Source organism: Pelosinus fermentans DSM 17108, assembly GCF_000271485.2.
Lineage (GTDB): Bacteria > Bacillota > Negativicutes > DSM-13327 > DSM-13327 > Pelosinus > Pelosinus fermentans.
In genome coordinates, this window is sequence record NZ_AKVN02000001.1 from 3,412,791 (window position 1) to 3,426,185 (window position 13,395).

Here is a 13,395-nt window from a genome sequence, read left to right on the forward strand (position 1 = left end):
GTATAGGGGAAAACTCAGCCTTTTACAGTAAGAATTATGTTCCATTGACACAGAGCTGGGTGAAAGTTTCATGCCAGTGTTAAGCATCATCTGTGACTGGGTAAAAATTACTTGAATCTTCGATTGAAATCTGCCGTTATGTAGCCACTGCCCCATCGATATAACAAGGAAGCTTTTTTTGCCTTAATCAGCAAAGAGAGCTTCCTTATTATATTCCATATGAATTGTGAAATCAAAGAAAAACTTCTGATTTATCTTCGGAACAACAGACAACCATTCTTAAGAGCGCATAAAATCATTTGGCGGTGGAATACTGTTGGCACTATTGCCGGATTCAAATACACTTTTTCGGCATACCGAGCGAATTATCGGCAATTGGGATTACTGGATTATTTTCTAATATTCTATATAACGTACTGGTAAAACAATGGTATTTTAGGATATATCCGGTAGATACTGCAGTCGATATCGGGCTAAAAAATTGGGTTAATCGCTGCCTATTCTACTAATAGGAGAAAAATTCACATGGAAGAGTCACTACACTTAATCAATGAAATTATGGAAGTACATGCCAAGTTTATTCAGCTCAACTATGATCATTGGCTTCATTATGAATTTTATACTTGGCAATGGTGGGTACTTATGTTCATACTGATCGTACCTTGGTTTATATGGTTAGCTGTGCTAGATAAAAAGAAAGTAGTTGAAATCTTTCTTTACGGTCAAATGATTTTTTTATTTACCACAGGTATGGATGCTATCGGTGTAACGTATCGGTTATGGTATTATCCTATTAAAGTATCTCCTAAGTTACCTCATATTTTTCCGTTGGATAGCACGGTATTACCGATCATCTACATGATTATTTATCAACATTGCCCGAGATGGCCTTTATTTCTTAAAGCAACCATTGTGATGGCTGCCGTATTCGCCTTTATTGGAGAACCACTCGTTGAGCGAATGGGGTTTTATACTCCACTAAACTGGTTAATTATCTACTCTTTCCCCATATACATTATAATAGGTGTAGTTTGTAAAAAGTTTATTGACTGGCTCGTTTCGATTCGCCAAAAGCATGAGCGTTGAAAGCCAGTGCAGTATTAGGTTTGAATACTCTAGATCTATCCTATTGTCCTAAAGATGTAATCATTGCAAAATAAAAGACTTCTCAATAATGAGAAGTCTCATAAATAGTATAAGTTGGGGTCAATACCTTCCGTATTCTTTACGCCTCATCCAGGATCAAAGCATAGACATATCTGGAACCATGGACTCCAATGGTTAACACCATTTCTATATCGGTAGTCCGGCTAGGACCAGAAATAAAAGTGGTTGTGGTAGGCAGATTGGTTCCATACCGTTCTTTAAACAACTTCACCACGCCAGTAAATCCATCCACTAATTGAGCTGTTGTAAAGATAGCAATCAGGGTAATTGGCAATACACATACGGTGGTAGGCTGACCGGGCGATGACGAGGGCAATACAAGAGTACCGGTTTCGGCCATTGCAATATCGCTCCAAACAATGCCGGCTTCCATAGAAGCAGCTTTGCCAATCCAATCACTATAGTTTTTTTCTAATGGCCACCGCGATAATGAAGCCTGTGTATCTGAAAATATTTCTTCTAATTTTAGTTTTTCAAGTTCAGGATGATCCCAGCACATTGCCTTTTGAAGCTGTCTCTCTTGAATGATTTGTTTTATTGCTTGTGCTAACTCGACTCGATCCTTAATATTGAAGGCTTTCCCGCCCAAAGTGGTCCATTCCTGAATAAATCGTTCCCGCAGCTCTCGCCGATCTTCAACCGTTGTTTCACGCTGGGTAAATAAGCCATCCATTGGGTTTTCTACGCGTGGAGCTTTCCCGCCAGGCGGAGTTTTTATATTCTGGCGTATGGTAGAAAAGAACGCTTCGCGATTACCTGTTACGATTCCATTTGCCATTTTGCTACTCCTTTCCGTCGTTTTTCATTTCCCGCCATATTTCATGAAAGAATTTCTTCGGAAGGGCTGGCATATCACGATGCTTTAACCAATCAGAAATTGGCGGTGGACCATAGGCAATTTTCTCCGCCTTGACCAGTGGGAATTGAAAGCGCCTAGCCATTCCTATTGAGAAACGATAGCGGCTCATGCTAGCAAAAGCAGCACTCCATCCTTTGTAGGTCATATCTTCGACAAGTCCGCCTGTTTTTTCAAGCTCGACCTTGTCGTTGCGCAGGGCGTAGAGCATATCATGTAATGGAATTTTGACCGGACAGGCAAAGGTACATGCGCCGCACAGTGTTGTCGCATATGCCAGTTCACCATACTTATCCATACCTTGATACAAGGGAGATAAAACTGCTCCAATTGGTCCTGGATATACCCAGCCATAGGCATGACCGCCAATATTCCGATACACCGGACAGGCGTTTAAACAAGATCCGCAGCGAATGCAGTTCAGGATTTTTTCGTATTTTGTCCCTAACTGTTTAGAACGGCCGTTGTCGACAATAACGAGATGAAATTCTTGAGGTCCGTCCAGTTCTTCCGGATTTCGCACTCCCGTAGAAAGGGTATTATATACGGTTAGTTTCTGTCCGGTAGCGCTGCGGGCTAATAGAGAGAGCATCACTGTAAGCTCTTCTAAGCCAGGCAGAATTCGCTCCATTCCCATGATTGTAACCAGCGTGGGAGCTAGTGTGGATATAATACGGGCATTGCCTTCGTTCGTACACAACGTTATCGCTCCCGAATCCGCTAATGCAAAATTACAGCCTGTAATGCCAATATCAATTCCTAAAAACTTTTCCCGCAAATATTTTCTGGCAAAGCCGCATAAATCAGCAATTTCAGTAGAAACTTTTTCTTCACTCACTGCGTTGAAGAGATCGGCCACCTGAAATCTGTTTTTATGCATAGCCGGTGCTATGATATGGGAAGGTGTTTCACCTGCCAGCTGAATAATCCATTCTCCTAAATCAGATTCAATTACATTGCAGCCCTGCTGTTCTAAAGCCGGATTAAGGTGAATTTCCTCCGATACCATTGACTTGGATTTCAAAATGGTCTTAGCATTTTTCTTTTTGGCCAGTTCAGCGATATACTGAACAGCTTCCTCACCTGTTTTTGCAAGGCATACATGCCCGCCATTTTTAATGACGTTATCAACTAGCTGCTCCAAATATTGGTCCAAGTGCTGAATGACATGCAGACGAATCGCTTCCGCTCGATTGCGGAATTCCATCCAGCGATCCGCCCCCACTCCTTCAATGGCCGTAGCCCGCTGTCCTCTTAAACGTCCAGTGCCATTTTTCACGGCTTTTAGCATTGCCGTATCACGCAGTGCCTTGTGATAACGCTTGTGAAAACTCGGTTCAATATGCATTTTTACCACCTCCCTGATCCAGGACTTGTGCCAGATGCATGACTTGCACGGGAACACCCCGGCGGCTTAGACGTCCACCTATATTCATTAGGCAGGTCAAATCAGAACCAACCAATACCTCAGCACCAGTCCCAATGATATTTTCGACTTTTTCTTCGACTATCGCACCGGATATGTCGGCCATTTTCATGGAAAAAGTTCCCCCGAAGCCGCAGCAATCAAAGGAATAGGGCAATTCGATAAAATCAATTCCTTTTACATTCTTAAGTAATGTTTTAGGTTGCTCTTCTACCCCTAGAATACGAGTCATATGACAGCTAGAATGATAGGTTACCTTCTTAGGGAAAGTGGCTCCCACATCAGTAATACCTAGTATATCGACGATAAACTGTGAGAATTCATAGCATTTCGCAACAAATTCCTCTGCCCGTTTTTTCCATATGGGATCATTGGCAAATAGAATTGGATAGCCATGATGTATCATAGCCGCACAAGAGCCAGAGGGAATAACCACCTTTTCGCTCTTTTCAAAAACCTCAATCATCTTTTTGGCTACAATAGCAGTTTCTTTATAGTACCCACTCGAGAAGGCGGGCTGGCCACAACAAGTTTGTCCTTCCGGAAAGTCAAGATCTACCCCGTTGCGTCTTAATACTTGAACTACACTTTTGCCAACGTCTGCGTACATCATATCGGCAATGCAAGTTACAAATAACGATGCTTTCAATTTACTCCCCCCCTGCATACTTTCTATTGTCTGTCTCAATATTATGCCAAAGAACGGGTTCCTTTTATTCTTAGTTGCTTATAAATTGCAAGTAATTTTTTAAAATTTTCCTTTAATCCACAAATGTACTTTTAGCGATCTCCATTCTATAGGCAAAATCTCCTGACAAAATAAAGATGTCGCCTATAGAGTAGACGATAAAAACTGTCTACTCTATAGGGGACATCTCACAATCCCTTAATGACAATAACTCTATGCCGAAAAAAATAAGTCATAATATCATCATGACTTAAATTAAAATCCATATATTCGCCTGCAAAATTCTATCTACATGCATGGAGATCCCTTAGCAGCTGAACTTGGAATGTTTAAATCTTACCACCAAGTTCTCTTATTTGTTGTTTAGCACTTTCGATATTAGGGGTCCGCAGAAGGTGCATGGCGTATAAATAAGCTGTAAGCCTCTAGTGCTTGACCATTAACAAATTTTCACGCAATGGAATGCCATTGACTATGGCACATCAAAAGTAATATCCATTTCATAATGCATCAATATCTACAGCATATTCGATTTTATTGGCAACCTCTTTGGCGAGAGTATTACCAAAAAGAATTTTAAGAATATAAAAGTCAAGTTCTAAGCCTGAGGTCACTCCTGCAGACGTAATTATGTTACCATCACGTACAACTTTGGCTTTTTCTACAGTAATTGTATTATAGGCTTCTAATTCTGCAAATGCAGAGTGATAAGTAGTCGCTTTTTTACCATCAAGCAATTCATCCCGCATATTTTACCAAGTCCTGTAATTTTTACTCGTTCATTTCGTAAAGAAATGATAAATCTTATAGATATTTATGATTTTAAAAAGGAAAATTTCAACTTTTGTGATATAATTCAACTGCAAATAATTGTATCTAAATTAGGAGAAGTTATGGATTATTTTCGCATTATGATAATCGGCGCAATCGCAGGAACACTTTCAATGATACTTGTTTATATTTATTTATATTTCATGTATCGTGAACGATATATTGCGATTTGGACAATTGCTTGGTTTATGCTCTTATTGAGAAATATCTTTTTTGACTCTGGGATATTCGATTGGAAACACTCTATCTTCCCCTTTATGATCTATCAACTATTGTTTATAGGCTGTAGCTTAACATTTGTATGGGGTACCTCGATCTTTGTTGGTCGAACTTTCAAGAAATGGTGGGTGTATGGAGCCGTTAGCGCTTCACTATTAAGTATTGTATCTTTTTTATTGGAATTTCCTATCCTCTATAAATTAATACCGCCTACTTGGTTTGCAGGCATAGTGTTAGCATGGATAGCCATAGCTTTCATTCGTTATGTGGACTTAATCGGAATCGGTAGAATCATAATTGGCATTGCCTTCGCCTTATGGAGTATTCTGACTATAATTATGCCATTTTTCTTTGAAACCTTTCCTTATTTGATTGCTGTCACCGGTGGTATTTTAAGACTACTTATTACCATTAGTACTGTAATGGTCTTTTTAGAAAGAAGTAGCAGAGATTTAATTAATAAGGAAGCTCGTTATCGCTTCTTGATGGAAAACGCTATTGATGTCATTTATTATTATCGTCTACTGCCAATCGCAAAACTGGATTACATCAGCCCAGCGATTTTTCCTATTACAGGCTATACTTCCGAAGAGTATTATGCAGACGAAAAATTAGTTTTCAAATTAATATATCCCGATGATCGTCAAGTATTCGATAATTTTATGAATAATCCTTCCCAGGCTAATAAGTTGCCTATCACATTGCGCCTCATTCGAAAGGACAATACCATATTATGGATAGAGCAACAATGTATCTTAATTTATGATAAAATAGGTAATCTGGCAGCAGTGGAAGGTGTTATTCGCGATATTACCTCTCGAAAAACGTTGGAACAAGTTGCCGCAAGTCTTGATCGTATGAATATGGTAGGAAATATGGCCGTTACTGTAGCTCATGAAATAAGGAATCCAATGACTACCATACGAGGATATCTACAATATCTGGAAAAAAAGAAAGAATATCAAGGCGACAAAGGTACATTTAATTTGATGATTGAAGAAATAGATAGAGCCAATGCTATTATCCGTGAATATCTTGCATTGTCGCGAGAAAAACTAGCCAATTTAGAACTGTGCTCCTTAAATTATGCTATCGAATCATTGTTCCCCTTAATAGAAGCGGATGCTATTGCCTCGAAAGTATCTGTAACTCTTAATCTTACTACCATACCAAAATTATTATTAGATAAAAATGAAATACGTCAGCTTTTACTAAACCTTGTAAGAAATAGTATCGAAGCGATGCCCTTGGGAGGTAAACTAGTTATAAAAACATTCCAAGAGAATAATGATGTTATTCTTTCTATATGTGATCAAGGTTGTGGAATTCCCTCACATATACTCGATAAATTGGGAACGCCGTTTATTACGACTAAAGATACTGGCACTGGTCTTGGCCTTCCAATATGTTACCAAATTGCACATAGGCATAGTGCTTCAGTTGATATCCAAACCAGTATACAGGGAACTATAATTTCTATCTATTTTAAAATTCATACTACCTAGAGTATAAACCCCTTTCCAGAGTATTTTACTCCTGGAAGGGGTTTTTAGCATTTATTCCAGAAAAATCCTTAATTATCTACAAATTAATACATTTTTTGCAAGGGTTAATTGCTGTTTCTCCGTATCCCCCTAATTAGGGGGTGATAGTTATGAAAACGTAACGCTATTTTACAAATCGTCTTACGCTAATGACTATTATTAAAAGGGAGAGACAAATTATGACAATTAATCAATCAGAAACAGTAACTTTAGGTATTGCCACGACTCCAGAGGAAAAACTAGAAATTTACCGTTTACGTTATCAAATTTATGCTGAAGAAATGTCCAAGAGTTTCCCTAATATGGATCATTGTAAAAAATTATTATTTGATGAGCTAGATGATTGGGGCGTACTCCTATACGCTAAGTCCGGATCAGAACTGATCGGCACATTAAGAATCAATATAGGGTTACTTTCAGATTTCTCCCCATTTTGGGTACAAGTTCTTTCCTTAAAAAGGTTTGCACAATTTAGCAAAAACAATCAAAAATTTGCATACACCTCAAAATTTATGGTATCACAATCTTATCGAAACTCAACTGTATCTTATTTGCTTTCATCAAAGAGTTATGAACTTTGTTGCAAAGAGCAAGTACCGTTTAATTTTGGTGTTTGCACGTTCCATTTGTTGCGACTCTACGAACAATTTGGCTTCCGCCGTTTTGGAAGAAATTTCGTTGATGATGGTTATGGCTTGCTAGCTCCTTATGTCTTATTGGTAGATGACATTGAACATTTACGAACGGTACGCTCTCCTTTTTTTCGTCAGGCACGGAAAAGAAATTGCTTGGACAATCAAGCCCTAAAATGGTTTAATACAGAATTTATCGAAACTTCAAATATAATAAACAGTCAACTAGTCAACCAAGAAGATTTATGGATGTTTTTACATGCTCGTTTTGGAGCTTCACCTAATCAAACGATCCCTCTATTACAAGGATTATCTGAAGAGGAGGCAATAAAGTTCATACATTGCTGCGGCATAGTCGTGCAATGCCATCCAGGCGATCATCTTACTTTTCAAGATGATACAAGTTATGCACTCAATATCTTGATTTCGGGCAATCTAAAATCACTACATGCATCACAGCCAGATAGTCATGTCATCTTACCCGGACAATCCTTCGGCGCAAACGGTTTAGTTCATCATCCAATGCACACGGAAGATATTATTTCAGTCACAGATACAGAATTATTGGTATTATCCAGCTTGGCTTTCCCCAAATTCCTCCATTCTTATCCCGATATTGCAAATAAAATAATACAAAACCTAGAATTGGACAATAAAGCTAGATACAAAAAACGTTAAATAACTAATTTTATCTAATCACTTCTCTATAAGCAATCACAAATAAAATTACCGCTACACTTGATACGAGGAATAGTTCAAGTCGTAGCGGTAATTTACTAATATTAATTAAAATCCTTGCTCCACCATGTATTAAAAAGCAAAATTTACTTCACCTAAGCGCTCTGTGATCTCATTAATGATCTTTTTCTCTTCCTCTTCATTCTTTGCTTCAAAAGTAACGGAAAATCGAATATATGCTCCTGCGTCATCCCATGGAACTGTCGAAATTAGTTTTTCCCGAATTAAAAAATCTGAAAAATCTGCTGCTGATACAAAACATCTTCCATCTTGAGTACGTTTAGGAATGGCGACATACAGGTAAAATGATGCTTTAGGCTTCCTGACTGAAAAACCGATACGTTTTAGTGCATTTACTAATAATGTATGTCGACGGGAATATTTCAAAGCAGTTTTTTCCGTTATTTCGGGATGCTGCAAACAATAAACGCCTGCCTTTTGGATTGCAGCGAACTGACCGGAGTCATTATCATCTTTGATCGTTGCAAAACCTTTAATCACGATTGGATTGCCACATACAAAGGCCAGTCGCCATCCCGTCATATTGAACGCCTTGGATAAGGAATGAATTTCTACTCCCACATCTTTAGCGCCTTCCACAGACAAAAAGCTAAGCGGGCGCTCTCCTTCAAAAGTAAGTGCTGCATAGGCAGCATCGGATACAACAATGATCTTGTTTGTTTTAGCAAACTGTACAACTTTTTCAAAGAACTCTTTAGTCGCTGTAGCTCCGGTTGGATTATTCGGATAGTTAATATAGAGCAATTTCGCTCTACGGCGTTGTTCTAAGGTCAAGGAATCTAAATCAGGCAAATAATTGTTAGCAGCTAAGAGTGGTAAATTGACTACCTCTCCCCCTAAGCCTTTCGTCATCGTTCCCATAACAGGATATCCAGGCACCGTCATAATCGTAATATCACCAGGATTAATAAAAGCTAGCGGCAAAAGTGCCAAAATCGACTTGGAACCAATTCCATGATTTACTTCATTAGCTGAATTAAGGCCATGCACTTGATAAACATTCTCCATATACTGAACAGCAGCATCTTTAAATTCTTGGATGCCATTATCAGTATACCCTCTATTTTCTCTCAACTTGGCTTGATTGTATAGGACTTCTACAACGTCATCCTCTGCCATCCAATCTGGTTCACCCACTCCAAGATCAATCAATCTCACATTAGGATTGTTTTTACACGCCTCTCTTTTGGCTCGTTTTATTTTTTCAAATTTGTATAGGACTGCATCGTTCCCAAAATTACTTCCACCGATTCGCTCCGCGAATAATCGCTGAATAAAATTCTCCATCACACTCAATCCCTTCCTTTTATTCAAGTAATTGACTCCTGTGTCATTTACTTCATTTCCTACAGATGTATACTATTTGTATGATACAAGTATCCTACAAAACCTCTCTAATGCATTCCCTTTGCCTATTAATACTTAGCTTTTTCTAAAGCGGTTACAAGCAATTCTACCGCCCCCATGACTTCGCGGACATGACCACGCGGCAGGTTCGATATGATATCTTTATAATAATTTTCAATGCTTTTCTGCAATTGCAGCGCAATCTCTTTACCTTTCTCTGTAAGAACTGCCTCTACAACTCGTTTATCAGATACCCCTCTTTTACGAAGGATAAGGTCATCCCGAACTAAATTGTTCATAATTCTAGTAATTGTACTAATTTCAAGGTGCATTTTTTTACTAATTTCATTAATGGAAAGGCTCTGGTGTTTATATATTTCTAGTAATATATAACATTGAGAGCTGGTAAAACCAGATATTTTAATCTGTTCTCTCTCCAAAATTTGAAACGTTCGTACCGTCTTTTGCAGCAACTCACCTATGTCTTCTACACAACGATTGTATTTTTCTTCTTCACTAACTATTTCTTTTCACTCCCCATCGTTCTTATAGTTATTTGTATCATACAAATAACTATTTGTCAATTCCAGGATATACTAAATATAATTCTAACAGCGAAGTTCATCATTAGTTTTTACACTAACTTGAACCTCGCTGTCTCTTTTAGACTTACATTATTTTTTAGATACACCCATTTACTTTTTTTCTATTCTCGCCGCTACTCTGTGCCACAAGTGTTTCTCTAGGAAACTTCCTTCTATATTTTCTTCTAGATCCAGAAACATCTTATATGGAACAGAAAATGACAGCATGTCAGCTTCGACCATGGGGCGCACTGTAATATCCGTCAAACCCACTACCGCTCTTGGATTTTCCTTCTGTGCTTCCGCGTAGGGTACAAGAAAAACAGACTGACACCCTGAGCTAAAAGGTATCATCACATTTTCAATTCCCGGTCTATAATAGTTTGCAAGTACCGTAAGTGCCGATAACTGATCTGTATTCACATAAAATATGATTAACTCAGGTACTTCCGTCGTCACCTCAACTTGTGACAAAGGCTTAAAGATGACATACTGATAGGGAATGTCAGTTATTGGTAAGCACTCAACGAAATTTCCCCCTAGCTCTGGATCTTTTAAATATCCTTCTCCCTCAAATAGTCCACTTTTACCAACTGACAAAAAATATTCAATCCCATCTGGATAATTAGGAAATTGACCAAATCCTAATCCTGCTTTGCCCCCAAGGCATCCTGTGGTTTTACGTTCAAAAACAGATGTTTTTCCTTTGGCTGCCGCAATCAATAACGGAATAATACAGCTCCACTTTCCTTCTTTACTTTGAAGCGCCCCTTCTGGTTTTTCATTACTAAGCAAAACAGCTACTGGTTCATAACGCAAGCTCAATTCTTTCACTAAACGACTCTCCATGTTCTTTACCTCACTTTATTTTATATTTCTATAATGGCATTCTAAAAACAGTACTTGTCTTTACTAGGATATCTGTATAAGTGTGATTTTAAACAGTCTATCTGTCTAGGAAGCTGCGTTTCTAATGAGCCGGAATGATTACCGTAATATTTAATTTAGTTGTCACGGCAACTAAATTGATAAAAAATAACTACGTAAGATTATCATATATTTGATTTAACAGTTTTTTCATTTCTAGTATTTTATGTTTTTCGATTCCTATTGCTGCCGTCTCTAGTAATTGCATAACTTTAGGAATTAATTCCTTCTTTAATGCCCAGCCTCGATCCGTCAGAAAGATTTGATAAGCTCTTTTATCGATTGGATGAAGTTTTCGTACAATCAATTCTTTCATTTGCAACTTTTCAAGAATACGGTTAGTATTTGGCTTATCTTTAAAGATACGATCTGCCAACTCTTTAGGGGTAACACCTTCTTGTTCCCATAAACAGTTGAGAACAGCCCATTGCTCTGGCGTAACATCATATTCTTTGAATCGCTGAAATAATTCATTCTTAAGTTTTGTATTTGTCTTATTTAGAATAAATCCCAATGAATCATCTAATTTAAAATCCAATTTATATCACCACTTTAGTTGTCTTGACAACTTTATTATACTCACATAAGAATAATAGGTCAATAGGTAATTTCCTGGAAATATATCAGAATTGATAGTGTCAAAATCGACCTTTTTCGTTTTCTAAAAGAACTCTCATTTAGTATAACGAATTTTCATCCAAATTATTGACCACACACAACAATTTTTCATCCTATGCCCATTCGCAAATGATTAAAATTTCTGTAATATTTACAAAGAACGATAAAGGATAAATCAATTACATTGTATAAGTAGAAGTTGGAAAAGGATTGCTTTTTGATAAAACAATCAACGTAAATGATGAAGGGAGGTTGCGTATACCTGTTGGGAATACGCTCAGAAATGATGAGACTACTCATTACTGGAGAAAGGATACAAGTACCGGATAGTATGCTGTCATCACAGTTAGAAGTCGAGGTGCAGCTGCAATCCCAGCAATTGATTGATATCGCTTGTTTTGGACTAGATGACCAACGGAAGCTATCGGATGATCGTTACATGATTTTTTATAACCAAACAAAATCCCCAGGAAATGAAATTTGTTTGCAAGGAACAAATAATCAGGCAGTAAGTTTTGTAATCAACCTAGCCAAAATGGCGCCTACAGTGCATAATTTGGTATTTACGGCAACGATTGATGGCGAAGGGACAATGTCAGAAATATTACCGAGCTATATTCGCTTTAAAACCCAGGGACAAATACTCTTTTCCTATGAGTTTACCGGTAATGATTTTAAAAATGAAAAGACAATTATCCTATCTGAAATCTATTATAAAAATATGTGGAGAATTAATGCCGTAGGAAAAGGCTTTAACGGTGGATTAGGCGTTCTCCTTGAGCACTTTGGCGGAGAAGTTTCTGCAGACTCAGTCTCCAATCAAAGTGATTCTGTAAAGAAAATCGAGTTAGAGAAAAAGTTAGAAAAGCAAGCGCCTCGATTGTTAAATTTAGCTAAAAAAGCAAAAATATCCTTAGAAAAAGTTGGATTGAAAAATCATGATGCAAAGGTTGCGCTGTGCTTGGATATTTCAGGTTCGATGAGCAGCCTATATAAGAAGGGCAAGATTCAGGAATTCGCCGAGCGAATTCTCGCGCTGGCAACGCGCTTTGATGATGATGGAGCAATTGATATTTTTTTGTTTGGCCAAAATGCACATAATGTCGGAGAATTGACAGTTGATAATTTTAGTGGATTTGTCGATCGGATGAACAAGAAATACCCATTGGAGGGAGGAACCTATTATAGCAAAGGCATGAAGCTGATTCGTGAACATTACTTCAAAGAAGCACCATCTCGCAAAACACCCTTTCCCCAAGCCTTACCAGTATATGTCATGTTTATTACAGATGGAGCGACTAGTGACGAAAATAAAACTCGTGCGCAAATAAAAGATTCCTCTTATGAGCCGATTTTTTGGCAGTTTATGGCCATCGGGAAATCCAAGAAAGATCGTAAGAAGCGGAAAGAGCTTGATAGATCCCAATTATTGGCTCGCACGAGCTTTACTTTTCTAGAAGAATTGGACGAGATGGAAGGGCGATTCATCGATAATGCGAATTTTTTCAGTGTCGAAGATCCAGCGCAGATCGCAGATGATGAACTATACGATTTACTCTTAGAAGAATACCCTGAATGGGTGAAAAAAGCTGTTAAGAACAAAGTTCTGGTCAAATAAGCAGCTTGTTCGGTTCGATAAAAATTTGCGTTAGTTTTAAAGAAGTGACACCTTATGATGGGGTGTCACTTCCTGCTTCTGTAGTTCTTATAATGAAAATATTGCTAGAAGATCATATTTCTTCTCTTAGAGCCAGTTCTTCAATTAAGCAGCTCTCTTTAGTATTTTTATCAAGTACA

General features: G+C 38.0%; 12 protein-coding genes. 4 read left to right on the top strand and 8 right to left on the bottom strand.

Going from position 1 to position 13,395, the window contains the following annotated elements; translation table 11 throughout:
- The first annotated feature begins 525 nt into the window (after positions 1 to 525).
- Positions 526 to 1,086, top strand: coding sequence for a CBO0543 family protein (locus FR7_RS15845; RefSeq protein ID WP_007933216.1), 561 nt, complete (start codon positions 526 to 528; stop codon positions 1,084 to 1,086).
- Positions 1,087 to 1,225: 139 nt separating this feature from the next.
- Here the strand turns inward: FR7_RS15845 and FR7_RS15850 are convergent, their stop codons facing one another.
- The 4 genes from FR7_RS15850 to FR7_RS15865 all read right to left on the bottom strand — a co-directional run bounded on the left by FR7_RS15850 (position 1,226) and on the right by FR7_RS15865 (position 4,886).
- The gene (locus tag FR7_RS15850) at positions 1,226 to 1,945 is read right to left on the bottom strand and encodes a LutC/YkgG family protein (protein WP_007933217.1); all 720 of its coding nucleotides are present in this window, start codon (positions 1,943 to 1,945) and stop codon (positions 1,226 to 1,228) included.
- Positions 1,946 to 1,949: 4 nt separating this feature from the next.
- Positions 1,950 to 3,371 (bottom strand): LutB/LldF family L-lactate oxidation iron-sulfur protein, encoded by a 1,422-nt coding sequence (locus FR7_RS15855; protein WP_007951580.1) that lies wholly within the window; start codon positions 3,369 to 3,371, stop codon positions 1,950 to 1,952.
- Positions 3,361 to 4,098 (bottom strand): (Fe-S)-binding protein, encoded by a 738-nt coding sequence (locus FR7_RS15860; RefSeq protein WP_007933219.1) that lies wholly within the window; start codon positions 4,096 to 4,098, stop codon positions 3,361 to 3,363. Before FR7_RS15860 ends, FR7_RS15855 begins: the two co-directional genes overlap by 11 nt.
- A gap of 539 nt (positions 4,099 to 4,637) precedes the next feature.
- On the bottom strand, positions 4,638 to 4,886 hold the full coding sequence (locus FR7_RS15865) for a DJ-1/PfpI family protein (RefSeq protein WP_007933220.1): 249 nt from the start codon (positions 4,884 to 4,886) through the stop codon (positions 4,638 to 4,640).
- A 144-nt stretch (positions 4,887 to 5,030) separates the two neighbouring features.
- On the opposite strand from FR7_RS15865, the gene FR7_RS15870 reads away from it, so the two are divergent.
- The gene (locus tag FR7_RS15870; protein WP_007933221.1) at positions 5,031 to 6,692 is read left to right on the top strand and encodes a PAS domain-containing sensor histidine kinase; all 1,662 of its coding nucleotides are present in this window, start codon (positions 5,031 to 5,033) and stop codon (positions 6,690 to 6,692) included.
- A gap of 218 nt (positions 6,693 to 6,910) precedes the next feature.
- Entirely contained in the window at positions 6,911 to 8,041 is a 1,131-nt protein-coding gene (locus tag FR7_RS15875) for a cyclic nucleotide-binding domain-containing protein (protein WP_007933222.1), read from the top strand.
- A gap of 132 nt (positions 8,042 to 8,173) precedes the next feature.
- On the opposite strand, the gene FR7_RS15880 is transcribed toward FR7_RS15875, so the two are convergent.
- The 4 genes from FR7_RS15880 to FR7_RS15895 form a co-directional block, all read right to left on the bottom strand.
- Entirely contained in the window at positions 8,174 to 9,436 is a 1,263-nt protein-coding gene (locus FR7_RS15880) for an LL-diaminopimelate aminotransferase (protein WP_007933223.1), read from the bottom strand.
- A 101-nt stretch (positions 9,437 to 9,537) separates the two neighbouring features.
- Positions 9,538 to 9,942: a MarR family winged helix-turn-helix transcriptional regulator gene (locus FR7_RS15885; RefSeq protein WP_007933224.1), complete on the bottom strand. Its 405-nt coding sequence runs from the start codon at positions 9,940 to 9,942 to the stop codon at positions 9,538 to 9,540.
- Between the two features lie 222 nt (positions 9,943 to 10,164).
- Positions 10,165 to 10,902 (bottom strand): DUF169 domain-containing protein, encoded by a 738-nt coding sequence (locus tag FR7_RS15890; RefSeq protein ID WP_007933226.1) that lies wholly within the window; start codon positions 10,900 to 10,902, stop codon positions 10,165 to 10,167.
- A 190-nt stretch (positions 10,903 to 11,092) separates the two neighbouring features.
- Entirely contained in the window at positions 11,093 to 11,518 is a 426-nt protein-coding gene (locus FR7_RS15895) for a MarR family winged helix-turn-helix transcriptional regulator (protein ID WP_007933232.1), read from the bottom strand.
- 318 nt (positions 11,519 to 11,836) lie between these two features.
- On the opposite strand from FR7_RS15895, the gene FR7_RS15900 reads away from it, so the two are divergent.
- Positions 11,837 to 13,216 carry a VWA domain-containing protein gene (locus FR7_RS15900; protein WP_237769537.1) on the top strand — a complete coding sequence of 460 codons (1,380 nt, stop codon included), beginning with the start codon at positions 11,837 to 11,839 and terminating at the stop codon, positions 13,214 to 13,216.
- Positions 13,217 to 13,395 lie beyond the last annotated feature (179 nt).